Origin of the sequence: Duganella sp. Dugasp56 (genome assembly GCF_047304105.1) — a bacterium.
Lineage (GTDB): Bacteria > Pseudomonadota > Gammaproteobacteria > Burkholderiales > Burkholderiaceae_D > Rugamonas > Rugamonas hordei.
The window spans coordinates 42,396-68,223 of sequence record NZ_JBGLYQ010000026.1 but is presented as its reverse complement, the minus strand read 5'-3'; the positions used below and the strand labels follow the sequence as shown (position 1 = coordinate 68,223).

Sequence of the window (25,828 nt, the reverse complement as noted above, 5' to 3'; positions counted from 1 at the left end):
TTTCCGGGCGAGGTCAGTTGCGCAGTGCGGCGTGGGCGTGCGAGAGCCGGGTGTGCACCCCGGCCATGAAGCGTGACGTCTTGAATTTGCCGATCAGCGCAGTGAACACCAGCGACGTGATGACAAAGTAAAAGCTGCAGTAAATATACACCGGCACCATGACGCTGGTGCCGGTGGCGGCGATCACCGTGTTGCAACGGCTCACCAGCTCGCTCACGCCGACCAGCGACGAGGCGCTCGAGGCGACAAACGAAATCAGGAACACATTGATCCAGGTCGGGATGAACAGCAGGGCCGCGCCGATGTCGCCGCGCGACCAGGCACGGTAGGCCACCACCAGGCTCTCCGACGTGAACGACAGCGGCGCCGCCGACAAGCCGATCACCGCCTTCACCCACTGCGGAATATGGATCGTCATCTCGGTGCCAGGCAGCGCGAATTCGCTGGGCAGCACGAACACCGCGTAAAAGATCAGCGCCAGCGTCGGCACGCCGCGGAAGAAGGTCGAGACCTGCTCGGCCGCAGTGCCGACGGGGCCGGTTTTCTTCACCCGCAGCCAAGCCAGGCCGGCGCCCATCAGCGTGCCCAGCGCCACCGCGCACACGGCGATGAACACATTCCACATGAAGCCCTGCAGCAGGAAGGGCGTCCACGTCAGCAGGAAACTCAGGGTTTCGTTGTTCATGGTTGCCCCACGGTCGGCAGCAAGGCCTTTTCCAGGTAATTGAAGATCCTGGTCCACAGGCTGGTGATCAGGTAGAAGGTAATCAGCAGCACCGTCATGGTCAGGAAGATGTTGCCTTTTTCAGCGATCAGCAGGCTGCTGGCGCTCAGCAGTTCCGGGATCGCGATGGCCGAGGCGATCATGGTCTGCTTGGTCAGGTTGATCAGCGCCTGCTTGACCGGCCAGTTGGCGTATTGCGCCGTGCGTCCCAGGTTGCGCCAGTGCAGCACGAAGCCCGCTTCATAGGTGCGGACGTGGTTGGCCGCCTCAAGGAAGGCGCGCATCACCAGGCCGGCCGTGTAGTAGCCGGAACAGAACGCCGCCACGGCGAACGCCGGCAGCTTGATGCCGAACTCGCGCATGGTCCAGCCGCCGAGGCCGAAGAAGATCAGGTACATCATCAGCAGCGGCGGCGTCAGCCTGCCGTAGGCCATGATGGCGTGGATGACGCGCGCGGTCCAGCCGTCGCGGCCGTCCACCGCGACCGAGACGGCGATGCCCAGCGCCATGCTGATGGCGATGCTGCAGGTGATCAGCAACATGGTGTAGCAGATGCCGGTGAAGAATTGCGCGCGGTCGTACGGGTCGTAGACGAAGTTCAGGTCCACGCCCAGCTGTTCCTTGATCCACAGGCCGACCGCCTGCACGCCGCTGACCTCGGTGCTCGACACGTACTCGGCGGCGCGGCAGGCGGCGATCCAGTTGCCGGTATTGTTGCGCACGCACAGGTACTGCCCGTGCTCGTCGCGCGCCGACCAGAGTTCCTTCTGCGCCTTCAGCCAGGAGGTCGAGGCGATGCCCCATCGATTGTTGGCCTCCAGCAGCCAGCCGGTGCGGTGCAGGTCGGCCAGGATATTGCCCAGTGCCAGATCCAGCTCGCTGCCTTGCTCGCCGCGCGCGATGAAGATCGCCATCGGCGTGATCAGCGCGTTCGGCAGCGGCATCTTGTAGCCGGCCCATTCGGGCAGCTGGGCGGTGTTGGCCAGCGCCGCCGTCGCGTACAGGAAGCCGGAGCACTGGCCGTCGCGCAACGCCAGTTGGGCGTCGCGCACGGTCTTGTAGGTTTGCAGTTCGAGCAGGTAGCGCTCGCTCATCGGCTTGTTGAAATAACTGCCCTGCAGCGCGCAGATGGTCTCGTGGCGGATCTGGTTCCAGGCCGGCACGGCCTCGCCCGGCCGGAACAGCACGTTGACGCTGGTTTCGTTATAACCCGGCTCGATGGCGGTGGCGATCTTGCGCCGCGCGGCCGTGTCGCCGACGGTGGAGATCAGGATGTCGACCTCGCCCAGCTCCAGCTTCTGGAAGCGGTTCTCGGTGGTGATGCTGACTTTCTTGAGGGTGACGCCGAGGCGGTCGGCGATCAGCTCAGCGATGTCGCTTTCGAAGCCGACCACCTCGCGCTTGGCGTTGAGCGAATTGTAGGGGCTGAAGTCGGTCTTGACGCCAACCCGGATGACCTTGTTCTTGCGGATGGTGTCCAGTGTCGGGCTGCTGCCGGCGTCGGCCTGTGCAGCCAGCGACAGAAACAGCAAGCCAGCCAGACCCAGTATTTTAAATAAAGCGCGATTCCACATTGTCGTTTTTCTCTGGGTCCCAGTTCGAATTCCATGCTACCCGAGGCGACCTCATCATGCAACGACGGCGGCTCGGGATGTGGCTTCTGGGCAGCTTCTGTGGGTTTGCGTTATCAAGCTGCTCATGTTATTGTCGTCCGACCCTGCACAGCTTAAACATCTGCCAAGACTTTCATGCTGCATCCACTGGCCAGCTTATGGCGCCATTCCAGCCGTGTCACCTTCTACGAATCTGGCGGCCAGATCGGACAGGCATTGCTGCAGGGGCAGGGCGGCCAGCACACGCTGGGTTCGCGGCGGCGCTTCTCGTCCGCCGCCGACGCCTACACTTACCTGCGCTACTGGCTGGGCGAACCGGCCGCGCGCGCCGAACTCCGCTGGATACTGCAACGCTCCGGCCCGTCGTTGGCGACCGCCAACTCCGGCCCGGACGGTTGGCTGCACGCGCTGGCCGGACGCCTGATGAGCGGCGCGGTGGTGGTCATGGAGGAATTGAGTCGCCAAGCCCAGCCGGGCCGGCTGGTGGCGCCGCCCAGTGCGGGCGCGGCCGCATCGGCCGCCGCGCTGTCGGCCCTGCCGGCACTGAGCGCGGTACCGGCAATCCCCGTGGTGCCGGACTTGCTGCTGGTGCTGGAGGACATCCGCATCGAAGGCGCCGAGGTGCTGCCTGAGCTGAACCAGGCGCTGGCCCAGGTCAACGCCACCATCGGCACCATCGGCTCGGCCTCGCTGTCGCTGGAGCCGGCGCCGTCCAAGGTGGCGGCGATCAAGACCTCGCTGAGCGACGCCACTTCGCGCAGCACGGCCACGCTGGGATCCCTGTAAATGAAAGTCATCGACCACTCCATCGAAGTGCTGCCGCAGTGCCCGGTCAACATCGCCAGCGCGGTGCAAAAGGCGGCCGACACCATCGTCGAGCAGGGCAAGACCTTCGCCACCGAGGTCACGGCCACCGCCACTTCGCTGAACCAGGACATGCAAAAGGTCGCCGACCAGATGAAGGCGATACCGGACCTGCTGAACCCGCAGCCCATCATCGATTGCTGCACCGGCGTGCTGGAGCAGGCTGCCAGCGACTTGCGCCAGCTGGCCAACGACGCCGCCGCTATTCCGCAGCGCCTGCTGGCGCAGACGGCCGGCGTGCAAAAGGTCATCGACTCGGCCAACGAGGCGGTCGAGGCCATGAGCACCCTGCTGCCGGAATTGTCCGGACTGGTGCCGGACTTCGGCGCGCAGATGACCTTCTTCAACAGCCTGCCGGGACGCGGCCAGGCGCTGGCCGACCTGGCCAAGCGCACCGGCGCCATGGTCGAGCAGTACGGCCGCGATCTGCTGCCGCTGTCGCAGCAGCTGGAGCAGCTGGGCAAGCTGCAGGGCGGACCGGGTGCCGGCAACGCCGCTGTGCAGGCCGTGCTGGCGCGCGCCGAGCAGCTGCAGAGCGACAGCCTGGCGCAGGTCAAGGCGCTGCGCGATACGCTGGACGGCAACGTCGGCGACCTCGAAACGGCGATGCAGCAAGCCACCGCGCAAGCCACGCAAACGATAGGCGGCGTATCCGACCTGCTGAACGAGAAAGGCAATGCGCTGCTGGCGCCGTTGCAGGCGACCATCGATCAGGTGGACAGCGCCAGCGCCGCGCTGGGCGACGAGGCGCGCAACTGCGATGCGCTGTTCGATGAAGCCTCGGCGCAACTGGGGAGGCTGGGCGACATCCTCATCAAGCCGCTGGCCGCCGCCCGCGCGCAGGTCGATATCGTCATCGACCAGTTGGCCGCCGCCGCCAACACAGTGGACACCATGATCCAGCGCGCGATGGAGCCGATCGATGCGCTGGAGTTGCGCGTGGATGCCATTCAGCAGGCCTTGCAGGAAGTGCTGGACGTCATCCGCGACGAAGTGGGCAAGGTGCTGCAGCTGATGAAGGAGCTGGACGAGGAGGCCGAAAACGCCAAGACCATCCTGCGCCAACTACCGGACAACTTCATCCCCGTGCGCACCATGATCGCCGAGGCGATCGCCATGCTGACGCAGGTGAAGGACAATATCCCGCCGTTCGTGGCCGAGGCCAACGGCGCGCTCGACGCGGCCTCCAGCGAGCTCGATCAGGCCGACGCGCTGTGCACCAGCGCGATCGAGATCTGCACGCGCTACATGATGAAGGCGCCGGCGCTGATGGTGGCACGCACGCTGTTCATGGGCATCAAGGCCATGATCCCGGGCGTGAAGACGGCCATCACCACCGCGCGCACGGCGGTGAAGACGGCGGGCGACCAGGCCACCGGCCTGATGGACCAGGCGATCACGCTGGTCGATTCGTTGAATCCCCTGCTGGACCAGGCCATCGCGCAAGTGCAGGTGGCGATTGATGCGCTGATCGGTTTGCTGGAACAGATGCAGGCGGCGCTGCAGCAGGTGGCCACCGCCGCCGAACAGATTCCGCCGCTGATGCAGGAGCAGTTCGACAAGGCAGCGGCCGCGGTGCATCAGGTGCTGGACCAGGTGCGCACGGCCGCCGAGCAGTGCCTGGCCAAGCTGCAATGCGAACCGCTGGTGCGGCGCCTGCAGCAGGAGTTGAACGATCTGCTGGACCGCACCTTCAAGCCGCTGGAGGCGCAGATACAGGCCGCGGGCGCGCCCCTGCAGAATGTGCTGGCGCAGGGCAAAGTGGAAGTCGGCAAGGCTGCCGCGATGGCGCAGGACGGCCTGGGCAAGCTGAGTGCCGCGTTGGCGGGCGTGAAGCAGCAGGCCATGCAGCCTATGCAGAAGCTGACCGACACGCTGGCGACGGCGCAAGGCAAGGTGGAATCGGTGAGCGGTTCGGCGCAGCAGCAGGTAAGGCAGGCGGCGGATCAGGCCTTGTCGTATGTGGACCAGGCGTCGCAGGCCATCGCCAGCTTGAAGATCCGCGAAGTGGGCGAGCAGATAGCGCCGTTCGCGCAGTTCTACGACGATGTGGCGGGGACGTTTACCCAGTTGCAGTCGCAGGTGCAAAACGCCGGCAGCGTGGTCGACGCGGTGAATAACTGGCAGTCCGAGGCGAAGCAGGCTGCCAATGACTTGCTCGACCGTGCCCGCGCGGCGGCGGACGAGGCGTCGCAGGGCGTGAGCGAGGTGCAGATGGCGGCGGACAACACGGCCGCCGGCGCGCAGGAGGCCAGCGATTCGATGACGGAGAGCGGCTCGGTGTCGGAGCAGGTGCAGGCCTCGTTCGATGGCATGAAGCAGGATGCCGACAGCGTCGCGGCGGATGCGGATGGGGCGATGGAGGAGATGTCGTCGTCGCTGGCTGATTCGCAGAAGGAGTCGGAGACGACGATGGAGCCGTATGTGCCGGATACCGAGGCGTTGCTGGCCGATGTGAAGGCCGAGGCGGACAAGGCGGAGCAGGCGGCGCAAGCGGCCAAGGAATCGGAGCAGTCGTTGGCGGCGCAGATCGTCGCCAGCGAAAAGGACGTGGGCGCGGCGGCGGACGATGCCACGGCGCAGACCACTGCGATGAAGGACCAGGCGCAGGCGGGCATCAATCAAACGCTGGCGCAGGTTGAGTCGGTGCAGGCGCAGGTGAACGCGGCGCGCGCCGAGGCGATCAAGGCGGAGGCGATCGTCGATGCGGAGGTGGTCAAGAACGGCGGCACCTCCTCGAATGCCGATGCCGCCGACAAGGCCGCCACCGAGGCCGCTGCTGCTGCCGCGAGTGCAGCCGGTGCCGCTGGCACCGCAGGTACAGCCGGTGCTGCCGGTGCTGCCGGTGCCGCAGCAGGAACCGCCGACGGCGCTGCAGCACCTGCCGATGCGGCGGCAGCTTCTGACTCCGGCGCGGCAGACGGCGCCTCCGCCGCCGCCAATGCGGGCGGTGCGACAGCTGACGCTGACGCCAAGTCCGCATCGTCCGCCACCGCCGATGCGCCGGCCGCGGATACCAAAGCCGACAGCGATGCCAAAGCGGATGCCGATGCCAAGGCGGACGCGGATGATAAAGCCAGTACGGACGCTAAAGCCGATACAGATGCCAAAGCCGACGCGGATGCCAAGGCAAATGCTGATCTCAAAGCCGACAAGGACGCCAGCGTAAGCGCCGACGCTGATGCTAAAGCGGTCGTCGATACTAAACCTGATGGCCCGGCCGTTTCTGAGCCTGCGCCGATTGGCGCTGAGGCGGCAACACCCTCTGCGGATGCGCCCTCCACCGATGCCGATGCCGGCATGGCGGTGCCCGACGCGACTGCCGCCGACGGCGCCGCTCCAGCATCTGCAGGTGCCGCGCATGCGCAGCGCACAAAATCCGGCGGCGCGATGCCGAAAGCGGGCGAGGGCGTCCCTGCCGACAAAACGCCTGCAGCGGATGCAACGCTGGAATCGCCCGCTGGTGCCGTGCCGGATAGCCTCGCGTCGGCCGGCAAAGCGGGCATGCCTATCCCTGATGGCATCAAGCCGCCCGCCGGCGTCGACGCCGCGACGAAGGCTGCGGCAGATGCAGCTCAAGCCGCGCCAGCAGCAACCAAAGCCGCTGCCGCAGCCGCCGACCAGGCGGCAGCAAAAGCCGCATTTGGCGGCACGCCCCCGAATGTCGATGCAGCCGGCAAGGCCGCCGATGCAAAAGCCGGTGCCGATGCTAAAGCAGTTGCCGAGGCCAAGCCCACATCGTCTGGCGCCGAGACGGCAGCTCCCGCCGCAGACGCTCTGTCCTCCGACGCCACTGCTGCCGCAGCCAAAGCCGCAACGGATGCCGCCGCAAGCAAAGCCGCCGCCGACCAGGCCACGGCCGCCAAGACCTTGGCCGACAAACTGGCCGCCGCCAAAGACGCTGCGGCCAAGCTTCCATCTCACGACCCACTCGCATCGCTGAGCGACTTGAAAGATGCTATCCCTCCAGCCCCGCCGGGCATTCCGCCGTCCACTTGAAATGTCACGCAAATGTCACATTGAGCAATCACAAGTCCGTGGCGAAAATATGACGCGGTGAAAAGTAAAAAAGCTTGTTCCTAGAAGAATTTACATTTATTATCAATTGAGTATTGGAAAGTATTGTACCTATCAATTACGTTGCGGCGCAGCGAAGTGGTGGCGGCGAGAGAGCACTCCAGGACTCCATTCCACCTGTTTTTTTAGTAGTCGATCGTCAGCCGCTCGTCACCAGAATGTGGAGATGTGAATGTCAGACAGCTTACAAAAATGGGTGGGACGCAATCGTCCGCCACGTGTGCAAATCACGTACGACGTCGAAATTGGTGACGCCACTGAAAAGAAAGAACTGCCTCTGGTGGTAGGCTTGCTGGCCGATTTGTCCGGTCAGCCGCTGGTCCCGCCGCCCAAGCTCAAAGCCCGACGACTGATTGAAATCGACCGCGACAACTTCAACGAAGTGATGGGCAAGATCGCCCCGCGCCTCGACATCTCGGTGCCGGACACCTACAAGGGCGAAGGCAACCTCAAGGTCGAACTGAACTTCACCGAATTCGATCACTTCCATCCGGAAGCCATCGTCAAGCAGGTGCCGCGCCTGGCCAAGCTGCTGGAAGTGCGCCAGCAATTGCGCGACCTGCTCGGCAAGCTCGATGGCAACGATGAGCTCGACGCGTTGCTGGAAAACATCGTCCAGAACTCGGAAGAGCTGAAAACCCTCAAGGACCAGGGACCGGCCGCTGAAGCGCCGGCGGCGGACGCGGAAGCGACCCCATCCTGATAGCGCGCGCCTCGCGCTTCCCCTCATCGTTTACCAAAGAGAGCTAAATCATGGCTACTAGTCAATCCGCCAAAGGCGGTGCCAAGTCGACGGAATCCGCCGGCGAACTGAGCTTGCTGGATCGTATCGTCCAGGAAGGCAAGATGGCGGTCGATCCGTCGCAAAACGCTTACGCTAAAAAACTGCTGGGCCAATTCGCTTCGCAGGTGCTGGACGAAGGCATGAAAACCGCACCGGACAAGGGCGTGGTCGCAACCATCAACGAGCGCGTGGCCGAAATCGACCGCATCCTCAGCGACCAGTTGAACGCCATCATGCACCACGAGGAATTCCAGAAGCTGGAAGGCTCCTGGCGCGGCCTGCACGACATGGTCTACGGCACCGAGACCGGCCCGACGCTCAAGCTGCGTCTGCTGAACGTGTCGAAGAAAGAACTGCTGAAAGACCTGGAGAGCGCCGTTGACCACGACATGAGCGTGCTGTTCAAGAAGGTCTACGAGGAAGAGTACGGCACCTTCGGCGGCGCCCCGTATTCGCTGATGATCGGCGATTACTACTTCGGCCGTCATCCACAGGATATCGCCCTGCTGCAGCGCCTGTCCAAGGTCGCCGCCGCCGCGCACGCGCCGTTCATCACGGCCGCCGCGCCGTCGCTGTTCGACATGACCGAGTTCACCGAGCTGGGCGTGCCGCGCGACATGTCGAAGATCTTCGAGAGCGCCGAACTGGCCTCTTGGCGCGGTTTCCGCGAATCGGAAGACTCGCGCTACATCGCCATGGTGCTGCCGCGCTACGCCGCGCGCCTGCCGTACGGCGCCAAGACCAGCCCGGTTGAGAGCTTCAGCTTCGAGGAAGACGTCGACGGCCGCGACCACAGCAAATACCTGTGGGCCAACTCGGCTTACCAACTGGGCCTGCGCATCACCGACGCCTACGCCAAGCACAGCTGGACCACCGCGATCCGCGGCGTGGAAGGCGGCGGCAAGATCGAGGGCATGACCGCGCACACCTACAAGACCGACGAAGGCGATGTCGTGCTGAAGTGCCCGACCGAAGTGGCGATCACCGACCGCCGCGAGAAAGAGTTGAACGACCTGGGCTTCATCGCCGCCGTCAATTCCAAGGGTTCGGACTTTGCCGCCTTCTTCGGCGGCCAGACCGTCAACAAGCCGAAGCTGTACAACCTGGACACGGCCAACGCCAACGCGGCATTGTCGTCGCGCCTGCCGTACGTGCTGGCCGCTTCGCGCTTCGCCCACTACATCAAGGTCATCATGCGCGACAAGGTCGGCAGCTTCCAGACCCGTCAAAGCGTGGAGAACTACCTGAACTCGTGGCTGAGCTCCTACGTTCTGCTGAGCCCGAACGCGACGCAAGGCGAGAAGGCCCGCTTCCCGCTGGCCGAAGGCCGCGTCGATGTGACCGAGAAGCCAGGCAAGCCTGGCGCCTACTCGGCCACGGTGTTCCTGCGACCGCACTTCCAGATGGAAGAGCTGACCACGTCGATCCGCCTGGTGGCCGAACTGCCGGCCGCCGCCGGTTGATATCCCGCCATACACAATGAAGTTCCCGCACACCCGGCGCCATCGCGGCGCCCGGGTCTGCTTATAAAAATTTGGAGCCAGCAATGTCTGACGTACTTATTTTGGATTTGGGCACCACCATCAAGGGCAACTGCATGGTGACCGGTTATACCGACAAGGTGATCGTGCTGTCGTACTCGCACAGCGCCTCGATGCCGCTGCAAATGGACGCCTCGAACACCGAGCGTACCTCCGGCCGTCCGGTGTTTTCCGAGATTTCGTTCTCGAAAATGTCCGACCTGTCGACCACGGAAATGTACAAGGCCTGTACCCAGGGCACCAAGATCGGCACCGCCACGCTGCACGTGGGGCGCGTCGAGAATGGCAAGTACATGAGCTTCTTCAAGTACGAGATGACCAACGCCATGATCTCGAACATCAGCACTTCCGGCGGCGGCGGCATTCCGTCGGATTCGTTCTCGATCAGCTTCACCAAGATCAAGTGCGACTACACCCAGCAGCAGTCGGATTCGACCGCGAAGGGCACCGGCACGTGGAACTGGAACCTGGAGACGATGAAAGCGGATTGATGCACGTAGCCGGCGCGTGCCTGCGGGCGCGCCGCCGGCCTGTTCATCATCACCGCGTATCGTTGAGAAACTATGTCTAAAGCCATCACGGCGTCGCTTGTTCCGTTGTTTGATCGGCTGACCGGCGTGGCGCACGCTTCCCCGGATGGCAGGCTGCTCGATGGCGGCGGCTTGCAACACTCGCTGCAGCTGGACCTGATGCGGCTGTTCAATGTACGCAACGCGCTGACGATACAGGAGTTCCTGGAAGGCGATCCCACGATCCTCGACTATGGCCTGCCCGATATGCTGGCGCTGTCGCCGCAATCGGACCAGGACCTGTACGTCTGGTCGACCGTGCTCGAACGCAGTCTGGCGCTGTTCGAGCCGCGCCTGTCGCATGTGAAGGTGCAGGTGCTGGCCGATCCCGTCAAACCCTACGCCGCCCGCGCCTCCATCGCCGCCGTGGTCATGCTCGGCCAGCAGCTGTGCCGGGTGAATTTCGACGTCGCCCTGGACGCCCGTTCAGCGGCAATGCAGGCGGCCGCATGACGACCGGCCAGCGGGAGGCCACGCCGTGAGCGACGATATCCTTGAATACTACCGCCGCGAACTATCCTATCTGCGCACGCAGTCGGCCGACTTCGCGGAACGCTATCCGAAGGTGGCGCAGCGGCTGGTGCTGAACGGCGGCGAATCTGCCGATCCGCACACCGAACGGCTGATCGAATCGGTGGCCTTCCTGACCGCCCGCGTGCACCGCGACCTCGACCGCGATTTCCCCACCATCGCCGGCGCCATGCTGGACAACCTGTGCCCGAGCCTGACGCAGCCCGTGCCGGCCATGACGGTGGTGCGCATGACGCTCGATTCCTCGCAGGGCAAGGTCATGGCCGGCATGCCGGTCGTGCGCGGCGCCATGCTGACCACCACCGCGTCCACCGGCGAGAACTGCCGCTTCCAGGTGGCGTGGAACACCACGCTGTGGCCATTGCAGGTGGCCGTCGCCAAGATGGAAGACACGCAGGAAAACCGGCCGACCCTGCGCCTGGACCTGCGCTGCGACCCCGGCCTCGACGTCTCCGAGCTGGAACTGGACAGCCTGCGCCTGCACCTGTCCGGCGACCTGATGACGACGATGCCGCTGCACGAATTGCTGATCAGCGGCCTGGAACGCATCGAGCTGGTTTCCGGCGACGGCGCCGTGCACCGCCTCGGCCCCAACGCGCTGGCCGAGGTGGGTTTTGAAGAAAACGAAGCCATCCTGGCCCAGCCAGCGCATGCGCATCCGGCCTATGCGCTGCTGCAGGAATACTTCGCCTTCCCGCGCAAGTTCCAGTTCTTCGACCTGAAGGGCTTGCGCGGCCTGCTGGGCAGCGGCAGCGGCTTCTCGGTGCGCTTCGTGTTCAACCGCCGCGCGCGCGTGCTGTCGCAGCTCAGCGCGGACAACTTCCTGCTGGGCTGCGTGCCGGCCGTGAACCTGTTCCCCGTCACCAGCGAACCGATACGCCTGCATCGCCGCCACTACGAATACATGCTGGTGCCGGACTACCAGCGCGAGGCGGTGATGGAGGTGCATTCGGTGGTGTCGGTCACCGCGTCCGACCCGCGCGCCGACCGCCCGACCATCATCCCCAGCGTCTACGCCGAATCCACCGCCGACGAGTCGGACGACGCCGACGTGTACTGGTCGCTGCGCCGCGAGATGAGCCTGCGCAAGGGCATCACCGGCACCGACGTCTACCTGAGTTTTATCGACCGCAGCGACGTGCGCAGCATGCCGGACGAACCGGTGGTCTATGCCCAGCTGCTGTGCACCAACCGCGGCCTGGCCGAACAGATCGGCCCCGGCACACGCTTCTACGGCGAAGGCATCTCCACGTCGACGGTGATACGCACGCTGTACCAGCCGAGCGCGCAGCGCCCGCCGGTGATGGAAGCCAAGGCCCTGTGGTCGCTGGTGGCGCTGCTGCGCCTGAACCACCGCTCGCTGGTGGACGGCACCACCGGCGTCGACACGCTGCGCAAAATGCTGATGCTGTTCGCCGGCGACAGCGCCCGCGACCAGGCGCAGGTGCGCGGCGTAAAAAGCATGGTGGCCTCGGTCGCCACGGCGCGGCTGGGCACGGACACCTGGCGCGGCCACTGCCGCGGCACCGACATCGTGCTGGAGTTCGACGCCGACGCATTCGTCGGCACCTCGCCGCTGGTGCTGGCCGGCGTGCTGTCGCGGTTTTTCGCTTTGTACACCTCCGCTAATTCCTTCGTCCGCCTGGCCGTCACGCGCGGCGGCGAACCGTGGATGCAGTGGCCTGCCATGAGTGGACGGCAATGTCTGATCTGATGTCGCTGCTGCGGGACGACCCGCATGCCTTCGATCTGTTCCAGGCGATCAGCATCCTGGAGCGCAGCGAACCTGCGCGCGCGCCGGTCGGCACCTCGGTCGGCATGGACGAGGCGCTGCGGCTGAAGGCGCAGGTGGAGATGTCGTTCGCTCCCAGCGACATCAGCGATCTGCACGACAGCAAGCAGCCAGGCCCGCCGCTGACCTTGAAGTCGCCGGTGCTGACGTTGGCCGGCTCGCAAGGCCCGCTGCCTACGCCGTTCACCGAGCTGCTGATGGACCGCCGCCGCGCGCGCGACAACTCCGGCCTGGATTTCCTCGACATCTTCAATCAGCGTTTGCTGGGCTTCCTGTACCGCAGCCGCCGCAAGCACCACATGGCGCTGAGCACCGGCAGCATCAACGAAGCGCCTATCGTGCGCAGCCTCGACGCGCTGGCCAGCCTGGGGCGCGCGGAGGGCGTGCGCGGACCGGACGGCGAACAGGCATGGCTGCGCCACGCCGGCCTGCAAGGCGCCGCGCCGCGTTCGATGGTGTCGCTGCTGGCCGTGGTGCGCGACCGGATGGGCGTGCATTTCTCGGGCAAGCAGTTCGTCGGCGGCTGGCATCCGCTGGCGCCGTGCGACCGCGCCACACTGCACGATCCCGGCAAGCCTGCCACCTTACAGTCCCGTCTCGGCATGGGCGCCAGCCTGGGCGCGCGCGCCTGGGACCAGGGCGCCGGCATGGCGCTCGATGCGCCGCCGCTGCAGCCGGCGCAGTATGCGGCGCTGCTGCCGGGCGCCAAGAACAATTCGCTGCTCGGCTGGTTGGTGGGACGCCATCTGCAGCGCGACTTCCAGGTGCGGCTGCGGCTCGACCTGGCGGTTCGTCCAGAGACGCGCCTGAGCGCCGACGCAGCGCTGCCGCCGCGTCTGGGCCTGAGCACCTGGCTGTGCAGCGCACGAAGCGCGGACGATGCCACGCCGGTGCGCTACCAGCCGGCCAATTTCCTGCTGTCGAACGAGGAAGGCTGAGCGCCATGGAAATCGATATCCGCACACTGCTGTCCAAGCTCAATCCAGAATGCAAGCGGGCGATGGGCCATGCCGCCGAGCTTTGCGTGAAGCAGACTCAGTACAACGTCGAGCTGGAACATTTGCTGTTTACGCTGCTGGAAGAACGAGTGCCGGACTTCGTGCTGCTGTTGCAGCGCTTCGGCATCGGCGAGAGCGCGGTGACGGCGCAGCTGCAACGCAGCATGGACGGCTTCAAGCGCGGCAACGGCCGCACGCCGGCGCTGTCGCCGCACTTCATGCCACTGTTCCAGGAGGCGTGGCTGCTGAGCTCCATGCTGCTGGGCAGCCAGCAGATACGCTCCGGCACCGTGCTGCTGGCGATGCTGGAAGTGGACAGTCTGCGCGGCATGCTGATCGAGACCGCGCCCGAACTGCTGAAGATTCCGCGCGACCAATTGAAGAAGGAACTGCCGGCACTGCTGGCCGGATCGGCGGAGGATGGCGGCACGGTGCTGCCGCCTTCCGCCGTGCCGGCGGCTACGGCCAGCCCGCAGCCGACAGGCAGCATGCCCACGCCGCAGGCCGCCGGTGGCGCCACGCCGTCGCTGGACCAGTACACGGTCGACATGACGGCACTGGCGCGCGCCGGCCGCATCGATCCGATACGCGGCCGCGACGCCGAGATCCGCCAGATCATCGACATCCTGCTGCGCCGCCGCCAGAACAATCCCATCCTGACCGGCGAGGCGGGCGTCGGCAAGACCGCCGTGGTGGAAGGCTTCGCACAGCGCATCGCATCGGGCGCGGTGCCGCCATCGCTGGCCAACGTCGTCGTGCGCACGCTGGACCTGGCGCTGCTGCAGGCCGGCGCCGGCATCAAGGGCGAATTTGAAAACCGCCTCAAATCGGTGATCGCCGAAGTGCGCGCCTCGGCCACGCCCATCGTGCTGTTCATCGACGAAGCGCACCAGCTGATCGGCGCCGGCGGCAGTGAAGGGCAGGGCGACGCCGCCAACCTGCTCAAGCCCGCGTTGGCGCGCGGAGAACTGCGTACCATCGCCGCCACCACCTGGGCCGAGTACAAGAAATACGTGGAGCGCGATCCCGCGCTGGCGCGCCGCTTCCAGGTGGTGAAGGTGGAGGAGCCCGCGCCGGAAGCCGCCATCGGCATGTTGCGCGGCATGGTCGCCACGCTGGAACAGCACCACGGTGTCGAGATCCTCGACGAAGCCGTGACCGACGCCGTGCGCCTGTCGCACCGCTACATCACCGGCCGCCAGTTGCCGGACAAGGCCATCAGCGTGCTCGATACCGCCTGCGCCCGTGTGTCGATCGGCCAGGCCGGCGCGCCGCCGCAGCTGGAATCGCTGGACCACGAGATCGTACTGGCCACCGAAGAACTGCGCATCGCCCGCCAGCAGCACGCGCGCGGTGAGGACCAGGGCGTGGCCATCGCCAAGCTCGATGCGCAACTGGCGCTGCTGCTGGCCAAGCAAACACGTTTGAAGGACAAGCTGGCGGATGAGCGCCGCGCCGTCGACGAAATCGTCGCGCTGCGCCGCGAGATCGCCGCATCGGCCGACGACGGCGCCGCGCTCGACGACGAGGAACGCATTTCGCGCGGCGACCAGTTGCAGCGCCTGCAAAAAGGCCTGGAAGCGATACAGGACGACGAACCGCTGGTGCCGGTCTGCGTGGACTCGAAGATCGTCGCAGGCGTCATCTCCGGCTGGACCGGCATCCCGGTCGGCAAGATGCTGGCCGACGAGATCCACACCGTGCTGCAGCTGAAGGAGCGCCTCGAAGACCGCGTGGTTGGCCAGTCGCAGGCGCTGGACGCGATCGCCCGCCGCGTGCGCACCTTCCGCGCCGAGCTGGATGATCCAAGCAAGCCGGTAGGCGTGTTCATGCTGGTCGGTCCGAGCGGCGTCGGCAAGACCGAAACCGCCTTCGCGCTGGCCGACATGCTGTACGGCGGCGAACGCAATATGGTCACGATCAACATGTCGGAGTTCCAGGAGGCGCATTCGATCTCCAGCCTGAAGGGCGCGCCGCCGGGCTATGTCGGCTACGGCAAGGGCGGCGTGCTGACCGAGGCCGTGCGCCGCCGGCCCTACTGCGTGGTGCTGCTGGACGAGATGGAGAAAGCCCACCCGGACGTGCTGGAGCTGTTCTTCCAGGTGTTCGACAAGGGAACGATGGAAGACGGCGAAGGCATCACCATCGATTTCAAGAACACGCTGATCCTGCTGACGTCCAACGCCGCGCAGGACGTCATCACGCAGGCCTGCGCCAATGGCAAGCGTCCGGATCCGACCGAATTGATCGAGCAACTGCGGCCGGCGCTGCTGCGCCAGTTCAGCCCCGCCTTCCTGGGCCGGCTGGTGCTGGTGCCGTACTATCCGCTGGGCGATGAGCAGATCAGCAATATCGTCGATCTCAAGCTGGCCAAGCTGGCGGCGCGCTTCGCCGAGAACCACAATGCCCGCTTCACCTGGGACGACCGCGTGACCGAGGTCGTCACCGCGCGCTGCACGGAAGTCGACAGCGGCGCCCGCAACATCGATTTCATCCTGACGCAGACGGTGCTGCCGCTGCTGTCGTCGCTGGTGCTGGAACGCATGTCGGAGCTGAAGCCGTTCACCGCCATCCACATGAGCGTGGGCGCCGACGACCACTTCGCCTACACCTTCCGCGACCATCCGCTGCGAGGGCAGCCATGAAGACCGGCTTCGAGCAGCCAGGAGGCCTGCTGGCCGTGTCGTCGCCGTTTGGCGACAACGACCTGCTGCTCGACGCCGTCGAAGGCAGCGAGGGCATTTCGGAGCTGTTCAAGTTCAACCTGCACATGCGCTCCAGCAGCACCAGCCTGAGCGCCGCCACCGTGGTCGGCAAGACCATGACGGTGACGATGAACGTCGAGGGCGCGACCAAGCGCTATATCACCGGCATGGTGTCGCGCTTCATCCAGAGCGGCTTCGACATGGACTTCGCCACCTACGAGGCGGAAGTGGTGCCCATGCTCTGGCTGCTGACGCTGTCGCGCGACCGCAAGATCTACCAGGCCAAGACGGTGGCGGAAATCATCAAGGCGGTGCTGGGCGATTTCAGCATCACCTTCGACGACAAGCTGACGCAGACCTACACTGCGCAGGACTACATCGTGCAGTACGACGAGACGGCGTTCGATTTCATCAGCCGTTTGATGGAGCAGAACGGCATCTTCTACTTCTTCACCTTCACCAGCAGCGCGCACACGATGGTGCTGGGCGACGCGTCGTCCAATTTCGCCGACTGCACGGGCGCGGCGGCGGTGCGCTTCTTCCCGCGCACCGGCATGAACAACCCGATCGACACGGTGTCGCGCTTCGCCCACGAGAACACCATCGCGGTGAAGAAAGCCACCGTCAACGATTACGATTTCATCAATCCAAGCACCTCGCTGGAGGGTACGCATTCGGCCACGGACGGCAGCGGCGCGGTGTACGAATTCGCCACCGGCCACCTGGCCGTCAGCGCGGCGACGGCCATCGCCAAGTTGCGCGTGGAAGCCAGCCAGGTCAACGCCGAGGTGCTGCGCGGCGACAGCTTCTGCTATCCGTTCAGCGCCGGCACCAAGTTCACGCTGTCCGACCATTTCGTCACCGCGCTGAATGCCGCCTTCGTGCTGCGCCGCGTGCACCACACGGCGCGCGACGACATGTACACCAATTCGTTTGAGGCGTTTCCGGCGACGGTGCCGTTCCGCCCGCCGGTGCAGACGGCGCGTCCGCGCGCGGTCGGCTGCGAGACGGCGCTGGTGGTGGGTCCCAGCGGCGAGGAAATCTGGACCGACAAGTACGGCCGCATCAAGGTGCAGTTCCCGTGGGACCGCGACGGCGTCAAGGACGACAAGAGTTCGACCTGGATGCGGGTGGCGCAGTCGGTGGCCGGCAAGGGCTTCGGCGCGCTGTTCCTGCCGCGCGTGGGGCAGGAAGTGGTGATCACTTACTTGAACGGCGACCCGGAACGGCCGCTGGTGACGGGCTGCGTCTACAACGGCGAGAACGCCACGCCGGCCGAGCTGCCCGCCAACCAGACGCAGACCATCATGCGCACCTGGTCGTCCAAGCAGGGCGCGGCCGGCAACGAATTACGCTTTGAGGACAAGAAGGATTCGGAGCAGCTGTACATGCACGCGCAGAAGGACATGCTGACCGAGATCGAGAACGCGCTGACCACCACGGTGAAGAAGGGCGCGGAGATCCATACGCTGCAGGAAGGCGACCGCACCGTCGACGTCCAGAAGGGCAAGGAGACGCACAACGTCAAAGGCACCCGCGAGGTGACCGTGACGGGCGACGAAACCCACACCAACAGCGCCAAGTTCACGCACAAGGTGACGGGCGACTACGCGCTCACCATCGACGGCAAGCTGACCATCACCGTCACCGGCGACATCAGCATCAAGTCCAGCGCGGCGGTGACCGAGGAATCCGGCACCACCTACGGCATCACGGCCGGCACGGCGCTGACGGCCAAGTCGGGCACCACGCTGACCAACCAGTCCGGCACCGACCTGACCAACAAGGCCGGCATGAAGATGGTCAACCAGGCGGCGGTGCAGATGGATAACAAGGCGCCCATCATCAACAGCAAGGCCGACGCAACCCAGACCGTGGAGGCCGGCGCGATGCTGACCCTCAAGGGCGCACTGGCCAAGGTGAACTGACATGGCGACCGAGACCGAACTGCCGGAAGATCAAATAGCCGCCGAGCCAGTGCCGCAGTCCGAGCCGCAACTGATCGAGGAGCACAGCGACGCCGGCCAGCTGCTGCAACGCGCATGGCTGCGCGACGGCGTGCTGCACGGCCCGTTCGAGCAGTACGGCGACAAGGGCGATCCCGTGATGAAGACGCACTTCGAGTCCGGCAAGATGCACGGCACCATGCGCGTCTACGGCCAGGACGGCAGGCTGGTGCAGCAATCGCAGTTCCAGCACGGCGTCGCCCACGGCCAGATGGAAACCTACGTCAACGGCCGCTGCGTCGCGCGGCAGATGATGGTGGCGGGCGTACCGAACGGCCAATCGCTGTCGTATGACGAAGCCGGCCACCTGACCGCGCGCCTGAACATGGTCGACGGCCAGATCCACGGCCCGGCCGAATTCTTTTACGAAGGCCTGCGCGTGCGCAAGTCGCATTACAAGGCCGGCCTGATGGACGGCGAGTCCACCGACTTCGACGCTCAGGGCGGCGTGGTGCAAACCTGCACCTACCGCGCCAATTTGCTGCACGGCCCGCTGCGCCGCTACTGGCCCGACGGCGAACTGATGGAAGAAGTGATCTACCGCGACGGCAAGCCGGTCGGCTCGCCCGCGCGCTTCGACCCCAAGGGCAAGCGCACCGACAATGTCGCGGCCACACCCGCAATTCTGGACCGGCTGCAAAAGCTGGTAAGGGGAAGCTGATGGGACAACAGACCTGCATGGGCGCGATGCTCAAATGTACCTTCGGCGTGGCGCCGGGGACGTTGATGGTGCTGCCGGCCAACTGCGTGCTGACCGCGGTGCCGGACGCCAACATCATGGACAACAAGCCGATGATGAACATCCTGCCGTTCGGCATGTGCCAGTCGATGGCGAACCCGATGGTGGCGGCGGCCACGGCGGCGGCGCTGGGCGTGCTGACGCCGATGCCGTGCATTCCCGCCACCACGGCGCCGTGGGTGCCGGGCTCGCCGACCGTCCTGATCGGCAATATGCCGGCGTTGAACAATTCGTCGAAACTGATGTGCATGTGGGGCGGCGTGATCGGCATCAACGCGCCGGGCCAGACCACCGTTTCCATCCCCTGAACTCTTAACCGCGAACGCTATCATGGAATACCGATTCAGCTTGACTCCCCGCTTGATCGCGCTGGCCCTCTTTTCCGGCGTGGCGCTGATGGTGCTGCTGTTCGCCCTGGGTTACCAGGTCGGCCAGAGCATGGTGGATAAGCCTGTGCCCGGCGCCACCGCAGCCGGCAACGCCGCCGACCGCGCCCGCCAGCAAATCACCGGCAAGATCGCCAACGACGCGGCGGCCGCCGCCGCGCCCGTCACCGAGCGCGCCAACGCCGTGCAGAAAGCCGCCCAATGAGCCGCCTGCGCAACTTGATGCTGCTGCTGGCCGCACTGTGCCTGTGCAATGCCGGCTGGGCGCAGGGCGGGCAGAAGACCGCGCGCGCGGCCACCGCTGCTGCGGCCGCCGACGCCGGCCGCTCGCCGCTGGTCCCGATGGCCGACGGCCGCCAGCTGGCACCGGACATCGCCCGCATCGTCAATCGCGGCGAGCTGGTGGTCTCGATGCTGGCCGCCGATAACCCGCCTTTCTTTTCGGTCAATAAAAGCGGCGACCTGGTCGGCACCGATGTCGACCTCGCCAAGCTGATCGGCAGGGAACTCGGCGTTCCGGTGCGCTTCGACCGCAGCCCCAAGACCTTCGATGGCGTTGCCGAGCAGGTCGCGGTCGGCAACGCCGACCTGGGCATCAGCCGGCTGGCGCGCACGCTCAAGCGAGGGCAGATGGTGCATTTCTCCAACTCCTACATGCGCCTCGGCCACGCGCTACTGATCAACCGTATCCGCTTTGCCGAAGTCGCCGGCGACCGGCCGCTGCCGGAAGTGATCCGCAACTTCACCGGCACCATCAGCGTCATCGCCGGATCGTCGTGGGAGGAGTTCGGTCGCCGCAACTTCCCCAAGGCCAAGCTAGTCAGCTATCCGACCTGGACCGAGGCGGTCGAGGCCGCCAAGAAGGGCGATGTGGTGGCGGCCTACCGCGACGAGCTGGAAGTGATGCAGATCGTGAACAACGACCCCAGCCTGGCGCTGACCTTGCGCACGGTGACCTTCAACGACCTGGAGTCGCCGCTGAGCATCATGGTCGGCATCCGCGACCAGACCTTGCTGTCGTTCGTCAATGAAGTGATTGCGCAACGGGCCGAGAAGCCCACCGTGAGCAGCATGCTCAAATCGACCAAATAAGGAAATCCACGTGGATGCAACAAGCATGCAGCGTTACCAGCACTGGGCCCTGAACCCGTGGACGGTGCTGGCCTGCGTCCTCGCCGGCGGCGTGCTGGGCTGGGCCGCCCCCGCGTTGGCGCTGCACCTGAGCGTGGTCGGCGTGGTGTATGTCGACCTGCTGAAAATGATCGTGCTGCCGTTCATGATCTCGGCCGTCATCTTCAGCCTGCAGAACCTGTACCGCGACGGCGGCGCCGCCCGCATCTTCAAGCGCGTGGTGGTGGTGTTCGTGGCGTTCTCGCTGATCGTGGCGGTGCTGGCGACGGCCTGTTCGGTGCTGGTGCGCCCCGGAGGCAACCTGCCCAACGAAACCCGCATCGCCCTGGGCAAGATCGTCAGCGCCGACGGCGACCGCAGCAACACGGAAATGGCGATGCGCACGGTGGAGGAGCCGCCGCACCGCGCCAGCCTGAAGGAAGTGCTGCAGTCGCTGATCCCGCAAAACATCTTCGCCTCGCTGGCCAACGGCGAGACGCTGAAGGCGCTGGTGTTCGCGCTGCTGTTCGGCTTTGCGGCGGGGCAGGTGCCGAGCCGCATCTCGAGCGGCCTGCACCAGGCGCTGGAGACCATCTACCACGCCTGCCAGACGCTGACGCGCTGGGTCAACCTGCCGATACCGTTCATCCTGGTCTGCATGGCGGCCAGCCAGGTGGCGCAGACCGGGCTGCAGCCGATCCGCGCCATGGCCGGCTTCGTGATCCTGTTCCTGGTGGTGTCCACCTTGCTGATGGCGCTGGCGATGATCTTGATCGGCCGCCGCGCCGGCGTGCCGTTCGCGGCCGTGATGGCGGCCATGCGCGAACCATTCGCGCTGGGCGTGGCGACCAACAACAGCGCCACCTGCATGCCGGCCATGGTCAGCGGGCTGGTCGAGCATTTGCAGTTCGCGCGGGCGCGGGTGGAGTTGCTGGTGCCGCTGAGTATTTCGCTGCTGCGCGTGGGCGCCGTCGCCTACTTCGCCTGCGGCACGCTGTTCATCGCCGCGCTGTACGGCCGCGCGATGTCGCCGGTCGAGCTGGGCGTGCTGGTGCTGGTGTCGGTGCTGTCGGGCTTTGCCTCGTCGGGTATGGCGGGCGTGGTGACGGTATCGCTGATCGGCACCATCTGCAGCTATTTCTCGCTGCCGTTCGAGGCCGCGTTCATCCTGCTGGTGGCGGTCGATCCGATCTGCGCGATGGCGCGCACCGCCGTGACCGTGATCGGCAGCTGCGCCGCCGTCGCGGCCATCTGCGCCGAACCCGTCAAGCTCTAGGACCGGCCATGCAGACCCTCGTCAAACCCGCCATCTTCCAGCTGAAGGATATCTTCCAGCATCCGGCCACGCTGCTGGGCGCGATGCTGCTGGGCGGCTGGGTCGGCACGCTGTTCCCCAACAGCGCCGGATTGCTGGCGGCGGTGTCGACGCTGTATCTGTCGCTGCTGCAGATGGCGGCGTTTCCGTTCGTGATCTTGGCGGTCTACTTCGGCTTGCAGCGGCTGCCGTCCGAGCCCGATTCCGCGCGCCGGCTGGCGCAGCTGGCGGGCATGGCGCTGGTGGCGATGCTGCTGTGCGCCGTGGTCGGCGTGCTGGTGGCCAGCATCACGGCGGCCGGCTCGGGCATGTCGGCGGGGCAGACGGCGGCGTTGGGCAAGCTGGCGCTGCGCTCCGAGTCGCAGTTCAGCATGACCATGCGCGACGCCGGCGGCGGCGCGCCGGCGGGATGGGACGTGGGCGAACTGGTGCCGGACAATTTCTTTGGCGTGCTGGCCTATGGCTCGCTGCCGTCGGTGCTGATCGGCGTGCTGTGCTTCGGCGCGGCGGTGGCGGTGCAGGATGCGCATCGTTCGGCCCAGCTCAGCGGTATCTTCGAAGGCATGTACCGCGCGCTGGAATCGCTGGTCAACCGCTTCAACACCTTGCTGCCGGCCGCCGCCTTCGTGCTGTCCGCGGCCGCCACGGCCACCGCCGGCGTCGAGGCGATCCTGCTGATGGGCGGCTTCCTGGCCGCGTTCTTCACCGCCGCGCTGCTGGTCTGCGGGGCGGCGGTCGCGATCATCTGCTGGCGCCTGAAGAAGTCGCCGCTGCTGGTGCTGCTGGCGCTGCGCGAGCCGATCACGGTCTGCCTGTTCGCGCCGGTGGCGGTGGCCGCCGTGCCGGGTTTCATCCAGGGCATGAGCGTGCGGCTGGGATTCAGCCGCGGCCTGGTCGAGCTGGTGTCGCCGATCGCGCCGGTGTTCATCAAGGCCGGCGAGGCGATGTTCTTCGCGGTGCTGTCGATCTTCGTCGCCAACCTGTACAACCATCCGCTGGCCATCGCGGACATCGCGTGGATCTGCCTGCTGTCCTGGACCGCCGCGCTGTGGTCGGTCGGTATTGCCGGAGTGAAATCCGTGATACTCGGCAGCTTCGTCCTGGCCTCGATGGGCCTGCCGCTGGAAGCTGTTTTGCCGGTGTTTATGCTGGTCGAAGTGTTGTGCGAAGGACCACGGAATTTACTTTCCTTTCTTATATCGTCGGCGTTGATTGCCTTGGTAGCGGATGGTCTGTATATTAATACCGAGCAAGTTTCCGAGGTGTGGCATCCGTCTACGATCAAGCTCGTCTTCACCCGCAAGCAAGCGCTGTTCGTACTGTTCCTGTTGTTGATCGCTTTGTTCACAGTGTTTTGCGCCGGCGTGGGCTATGGCCTGCGCAGGGCTTTTTGAAGACCGACTTATGCAGCTGAAGATGAAACCTACGCCCGCCACCGAATGGAAGCGCCCATGACCCGCCGCAGCCTGCTTGCGTTCGCCTTTGCGGCCGCGCTGCTGAGCGGTTGCAACACCATGCGCTCGCTGGTGGGCATGGACCCGAAACCGGTGGCGCCGGACTGGAAGGTGCTGACCCTGCGCGCCGCCGACGACGCCAACAGCAACAGCGCGATCGCCGTCGACGTGGTGCTGGTCAAGGACGCCGCCATGCTCGACTCGCTGAGCAATATGCCGGCCGCCAAATGGTTCGCCACGCGCGCCGAGCTGCAGCGCACCTTCCCGGAAGCGCTGACCGTGTATCCGTACGAACTGGTGCCGAACCAGACGGTCAAGCTGAACGATAAAAAATGGAATGGCCAGAAGGCCTGGGCCGCGCTGGTGTTTGCCGGTTACGCCAACGCCGGCGAACACCGCGCCCGGCTGCTGCTGAACAACGCCGGCTATGTCGTGCAGCTGAATGCACAAGGCTTCAGCGCCAGCGAACTCAAGCCCGGCGCGCCGCAATAAAGAATATGGAAGACATTCAATGACCGCACCTCAACTTTCCAATCGCATCCAGTGGCATGAAGGGATGATGTTGACGCCGCAGCACTTCCAGCAGGAAGGTGCGCGCATCGACGCGCTGCTGGCCTGGCAGTCGATGGCGACCAACCCTTACGGCTGGGGCGTGCGCCAGCTCGTCATCGACGAGTCTGGACTGCCGACCGGCCGCCTGCGCATCCTGCAGCTGGAAGCGATCCTGCCGAACGGCATGGCCGTCACCTACGACAGCACGCTGGCCCAGGGGCAGTCGCTGGAGCTGGACCTGTCGCAGTGGAACGATGCGATGGCGCAGCAGGACCTGCCGGTGTACCTGGTGGTCGGCAATACGCGCGCGCTGCACCAGCCGGGCCAGCCGTCGATGTTCCGCGGCGTCGCCAGCGCGCTGGTGGAGGATGAAGTGTCGAAGGCGCTGGCGGCCGATGTGCCGCGCATGGCCGTCAACCTGGGGCTGGCGGCGGGACCGGTGCCGTCGGCCGCCTACACCTCGATGCAGCTGATGACCGTCAACAAGGGCAACGAGATCGTGCATCGCGGCGCCTACCTGCCGGCGATGCTGGACGTGCCGGCCACGTCGCCGGTGCGCCAGCGCGCGCTGCAGCTGGCCACGCACATGCGCAACAAGGCGGTGTTCCTGGCGCGCCAGACCGCGCAGCCGTCGTCGCGCACCGAGGACCGCATCAACCTGCTGGAGCAGAAGGCCCGCCTGTCGAGCCTGATCCTGAACCTGCCGCTGCTGGAAGCGCTGCTGTCGGCGCCGGCCGTGCAGCCGCTGCCGCTGTACCTGGCGCTGTGCGCGCAACTGGGGCCGTTGGCGACCTTGCGTCCCGGCGCCGTGCCGATCACGCCGCCGGCCTACGACCATGGCGACGCCTGGCCCGGCTTCGATGCCGTGCTCAAGGCGCTGACCGACCTGGTGGCCGAGGTCAGCCAGGAATGGAAGACCTGCACCTTCAACTACGACGGCCAGTCGTTCTCGCTGGCGATGCAGCCGGACTGGTTGGGCTCGCGGCTGGTGATCGGCCTGCGCGGCCAGCAGGACAGCGCGGCCGCGCAGTGGATGGCGGGCGCGGTGATCGGCTCGCAAACCGTGTGGACTTCGCTGACCGACCGCCGCGTGCTGGGCGCGCAGCGCAGCCGCATCGACGCGGCGCCGGAACTGGGCCTGCGCGCCAGCGCCGGCTACACCCTGTTCAGCGTCGAGGTGTCGGACGAATTTATCGTGGCCGATCAGGCTCTGCTGATCAGCAACGCCAACGAAAGCCTGCAGGCCCAGCGGCCGCAGGAAGTCGTGTTGTTCATTAAAGGATGATGACGATGGCAGCCAATAACGCATCGACGGCACCGGCCGCCTGGAGCGGCGGCATCAGCGAAGGCGTGGACCTGGCGTCGGTGCAGTTCCGCGATTTCTACGACGTGCTGCAGCGCTCGGCGCAGGCGGCCACCCGCGTCGGCGAGGGCGAGGCCAGGTCGGCGGCCGAGGCGCTGAGCCGCCAGCTGTGCCAGCTGATCGAGCTGCAGTCGCTGGAGGCGCGCCGCGTGGCGGGCAAGGCCGGCATCGAGGCCGAGGTGCAGGGACGCTTCCTCAAGGCCGCGCTGGCCGACGAGGTGTTGCTGAACACCGAATGGGCCGGGCGCGCCTACTGGCGCCACGTGCTGATCGAGACCACGCTGTTCAAGTCCAGCTTTGCCGGCGAGCGCGTGTTCGACGACCTGGACCAGCTGCTGCGCGAACGCGAGCCGTCGCGCCGCAACCTGGGCCGGCTGTACCTGTATTTGCTGTCGCTGGGATTCCAGGGCCGTTACCGCGGCCAGAAGCAGGACAAGATCGCCGAGTACCGGCGCGAGCTGTTCCAGTTTGTGTATCTGCGGCCGGCCGACCTGCAGGGGCGCGACCGCACGCTGTCCGAGCAGGCGTACGCCAGCACGCTGTCGCACCTGGCGGCGCGGCGCCTGCCCAAGTTCAACCGCAGCGGCCTGGTGTTCGTGCTGGCGCTGCTGATGCTGCTGGGCTTGTCGGAACTGCTGTGGCTGTGGCAATCGTGGCCCGTGCGCGCCGCGCTCGCCACGACCGTGTGACCAACTAATCGGGACG

At 65.8% G+C, this 25,828-nt stretch carries 21 protein-coding genes; 19 read left to right on the top strand and 2 right to left on the bottom strand.

Annotation, left to right across the window (positions count from 1 at the left end; all coding sequences use genetic code 11):
* Positions 1–13: 13 nt before the first annotated feature.
* Both ACCD07_RS19020 and ACCD07_RS19015 read right to left on the bottom strand, forming a co-directional pair.
* On the bottom strand, positions 14–685 hold the full coding sequence (locus ACCD07_RS19020; protein ID WP_353400241.1) for an ABC transporter permease subunit: 672 nt from the start codon (positions 683–685) through the stop codon (positions 14–16).
* Positions 682–2,298 carry a transporter substrate-binding domain-containing protein gene (locus ACCD07_RS19015; protein ID WP_413448247.1) on the bottom strand — a complete coding sequence of 539 codons (1,617 nt, stop codon included), beginning with the start codon at positions 2,296–2,298 and terminating at the stop codon, positions 682–684. Before ACCD07_RS19015 ends, ACCD07_RS19020 begins: the two co-directional genes overlap by 4 nt.
* Before the next feature lie 174 nt (positions 2,299–2,472).
* On the opposite strand from ACCD07_RS19015, the gene ACCD07_RS19010 reads away from it, so the two are divergent.
* The 19 genes from ACCD07_RS19010 (at position 2,473) to ACCD07_RS18920 (ending at position 25,812) form a co-directional block, all read left to right on the top strand.
* Positions 2,473–3,123: a hypothetical protein gene (locus tag ACCD07_RS19010; protein ID WP_413448246.1), complete on the top strand. Its 651-nt coding sequence runs from the start codon at positions 2,473–2,475 to the stop codon at positions 3,121–3,123.
* Entirely contained in the window at positions 3,124–7,200 is a 4,077-nt protein-coding gene (locus ACCD07_RS19005; RefSeq protein ID WP_413448245.1) for a hypothetical protein, read from the top strand.
* 250 nt (positions 7,201–7,450) lie between these two features.
* Positions 7,451–7,981: a type VI secretion system contractile sheath small subunit gene (gene tssB / locus ACCD07_RS19000; protein WP_176655585.1), complete on the top strand. Its 531-nt coding sequence runs from the start codon at positions 7,451–7,453 to the stop codon at positions 7,979–7,981.
* A gap of 50 nt (positions 7,982–8,031) precedes the next feature.
* Positions 8,032–9,525, top strand: coding sequence for a type VI secretion system contractile sheath large subunit (gene tssC / locus ACCD07_RS18995; RefSeq protein ID WP_176655586.1), 1,494 nt, complete (start codon positions 8,032–8,034; stop codon positions 9,523–9,525).
* Between the two features lie 83 nt (positions 9,526–9,608).
* Positions 9,609–10,094: an Hcp family type VI secretion system effector gene (locus tag ACCD07_RS18990; protein ID WP_176655587.1), complete on the top strand. Its 486-nt coding sequence runs from the start codon at positions 9,609–9,611 to the stop codon at positions 10,092–10,094.
* Between the two features lie 72 nt (positions 10,095–10,166).
* Positions 10,167–10,625, top strand: a complete 459-nt coding sequence (gene tssE, locus ACCD07_RS18985) for a type VI secretion system baseplate subunit TssE (protein ID WP_353400255.1) — start codon at positions 10,167–10,169, stop codon at positions 10,623–10,625.
* A gap of 25 nt (positions 10,626–10,650) precedes the next feature.
* Positions 10,651–12,417, top strand: coding sequence for a type VI secretion system baseplate subunit TssF (gene tssF / locus ACCD07_RS18980; RefSeq protein WP_176655589.1), 1,767 nt, complete (start codon positions 10,651–10,653; stop codon positions 12,415–12,417).
* Positions 12,405–13,433, top strand: a complete 1,029-nt coding sequence (gene tssG / locus ACCD07_RS18975; RefSeq protein WP_413448244.1) for a type VI secretion system baseplate subunit TssG — start codon at positions 12,405–12,407, stop codon at positions 13,431–13,433. The genes tssF and tssG overlap by 13 nt, the downstream gene beginning before the upstream one ends.
* 5 nt (positions 13,434–13,438) lie before the next feature.
* Complete coding sequence (gene tssH, locus ACCD07_RS18970) at positions 13,439–16,138, top strand: type VI secretion system ATPase TssH (protein WP_413448243.1); 2,700 nt, start codon at positions 13,439–13,441, stop codon at positions 16,136–16,138.
* Positions 16,135–18,126, top strand: coding sequence for a type VI secretion system Vgr family protein (locus ACCD07_RS18965; protein ID WP_413448242.1), 1,992 nt, complete (start codon positions 16,135–16,137; stop codon positions 18,124–18,126). The genes tssH and ACCD07_RS18965 overlap by 4 nt, the downstream gene beginning before the upstream one ends.
* Before the next feature lies 1 nt (position 18,127).
* Positions 18,128–18,865, top strand: coding sequence for a toxin-antitoxin system YwqK family antitoxin (locus ACCD07_RS18960; RefSeq protein ID WP_413448241.1), 738 nt, complete (start codon positions 18,128–18,130; stop codon positions 18,863–18,865).
* Positions 18,865–19,251 carry a DUF4280 domain-containing protein gene (locus tag ACCD07_RS18955; protein WP_176655593.1) on the top strand — a complete coding sequence of 129 codons (387 nt, stop codon included), beginning with the start codon at positions 18,865–18,867 and terminating at the stop codon, positions 19,249–19,251. Before ACCD07_RS18960 ends, ACCD07_RS18955 begins: the two co-directional genes overlap by 1 nt.
* A gap of 22 nt (positions 19,252–19,273) precedes the next feature.
* On the top strand, positions 19,274–19,534 hold the full coding sequence (locus ACCD07_RS18950; protein WP_176655594.1) for a hypothetical protein: 261 nt from the start codon (positions 19,274–19,276) through the stop codon (positions 19,532–19,534).
* The gene (locus ACCD07_RS18945) at positions 19,531–20,421 is read left to right on the top strand and encodes an ABC transporter substrate-binding protein (RefSeq protein ID WP_176655595.1); all 891 of its coding nucleotides are present in this window, start codon (positions 19,531–19,533) and stop codon (positions 20,419–20,421) included. The genes ACCD07_RS18950 and ACCD07_RS18945 overlap by 4 nt, the downstream gene beginning before the upstream one ends.
* Positions 20,422–20,431: 10 nt before the next feature.
* Positions 20,432–21,715 carry a dicarboxylate/amino acid:cation symporter gene (locus tag ACCD07_RS18940; protein ID WP_413448240.1) on the top strand — a complete coding sequence of 428 codons (1,284 nt, stop codon included), beginning with the start codon at positions 20,432–20,434 and terminating at the stop codon, positions 21,713–21,715.
* 8 nt (positions 21,716–21,723) lie between these two features.
* Positions 21,724–23,148 carry a dicarboxylate/amino acid:cation symporter gene (locus ACCD07_RS18935; RefSeq protein WP_413448239.1) on the top strand — a complete coding sequence of 475 codons (1,425 nt, stop codon included), beginning with the start codon at positions 21,724–21,726 and terminating at the stop codon, positions 23,146–23,148.
* 57 nt (positions 23,149–23,205) lie between these two features.
* Positions 23,206–23,700 carry a hypothetical protein gene (locus ACCD07_RS18930; protein WP_413448238.1) on the top strand — a complete coding sequence of 165 codons (495 nt, stop codon included), beginning with the start codon at positions 23,206–23,208 and terminating at the stop codon, positions 23,698–23,700.
* A 19-nt stretch (positions 23,701–23,719) separates the two neighbouring features.
* Positions 23,720–25,045 (top strand): type VI secretion system baseplate subunit TssK, encoded by a 1,326-nt coding sequence (gene tssK, locus ACCD07_RS18925; RefSeq protein ID WP_413448237.1) that lies wholly within the window; start codon positions 23,720–23,722, stop codon positions 25,043–25,045.
* On the top strand, positions 25,045–25,812 hold the full coding sequence (locus tag ACCD07_RS18920; protein ID WP_176655674.1) for a DotU family type IV/VI secretion system protein: 768 nt from the start codon (positions 25,045–25,047) through the stop codon (positions 25,810–25,812). Before tssK ends, ACCD07_RS18920 begins: the two co-directional genes overlap by 1 nt.
* Positions 25,813–25,828: the final 16 nt, after the last annotated feature.

Coding starts and splice junctions, on each gene's coding strand:
- ACCD07_RS18990 (WP_176655587.1), top strand. CDS start 9,609: ATGTCTGACGTACTTATTTTGGATTTGGGCACCACCATCAAGGGCAAC.
- tssG (WP_413448244.1), top strand. CDS start 12,405: ATGTCTGATCTGATGTCGCTGCTGCGGGACGACCCGCATGCCTTCGAT.
- ACCD07_RS18930 (WP_413448238.1), top strand. CDS start 23,206: ATGACCCGCCGCAGCCTGCTTGCGTTCGCCTTTGCGGCCGCGCTGCTG.
- ACCD07_RS18965 (WP_413448242.1), top strand. CDS start 16,135: ATGAAGACCGGCTTCGAGCAGCCAGGAGGCCTGCTGGCCGTGTCGTCG.
- ACCD07_RS19015 (WP_413448247.1), bottom strand. CDS start 2,298: ATGTGGAATCGCGCTTTATTTAAAATACTGGGTCTGGCTGGCTTGCTG.
- ACCD07_RS19010 (WP_413448246.1), top strand. CDS start 2,473: ATGCTGCATCCACTGGCCAGCTTATGGCGCCATTCCAGCCGTGTCACC.
- ACCD07_RS18955 (WP_176655593.1), top strand. CDS start 18,865: ATGGGACAACAGACCTGCATGGGCGCGATGCTCAAATGTACCTTCGGC.
- ACCD07_RS18960 (WP_413448241.1), top strand. CDS start 18,128: ATGGCGACCGAGACCGAACTGCCGGAAGATCAAATAGCCGCCGAGCCA.
- tssE (WP_353400255.1), top strand. CDS start 10,167: ATGTCTAAAGCCATCACGGCGTCGCTTGTTCCGTTGTTTGATCGGCTG.
- ACCD07_RS18945 (WP_176655595.1), top strand. CDS start 19,531: ATGAGCCGCCTGCGCAACTTGATGCTGCTGCTGGCCGCACTGTGCCTG.
- ACCD07_RS18950 (WP_176655594.1), top strand. CDS start 19,274: ATGGAATACCGATTCAGCTTGACTCCCCGCTTGATCGCGCTGGCCCTC.
- tssC (WP_176655586.1), top strand. CDS start 8,032: ATGGCTACTAGTCAATCCGCCAAAGGCGGTGCCAAGTCGACGGAATCC.
- ACCD07_RS19020 (WP_353400241.1), bottom strand. CDS start 685: ATGAACAACGAAACCCTGAGTTTCCTGCTGACGTGGACGCCCTTCCTG.
- ACCD07_RS19005 (WP_413448245.1), top strand. CDS start 3,124: ATGAAAGTCATCGACCACTCCATCGAAGTGCTGCCGCAGTGCCCGGTC.
- ACCD07_RS18935 (WP_413448239.1), top strand. CDS start 21,724: ATGCAGACCCTCGTCAAACCCGCCATCTTCCAGCTGAAGGATATCTTC.
- tssH (WP_413448243.1), top strand. CDS start 13,439: ATGGAAATCGATATCCGCACACTGCTGTCCAAGCTCAATCCAGAATGC.
- tssB (WP_176655585.1), top strand. CDS start 7,451: ATGTCAGACAGCTTACAAAAATGGGTGGGACGCAATCGTCCGCCACGT.
- tssK (WP_413448237.1), top strand. CDS start 23,720: ATGACCGCACCTCAACTTTCCAATCGCATCCAGTGGCATGAAGGGATG.
- ACCD07_RS18920 (WP_176655674.1), top strand. CDS start 25,045: ATGACGATGGCAGCCAATAACGCATCGACGGCACCGGCCGCCTGGAGC.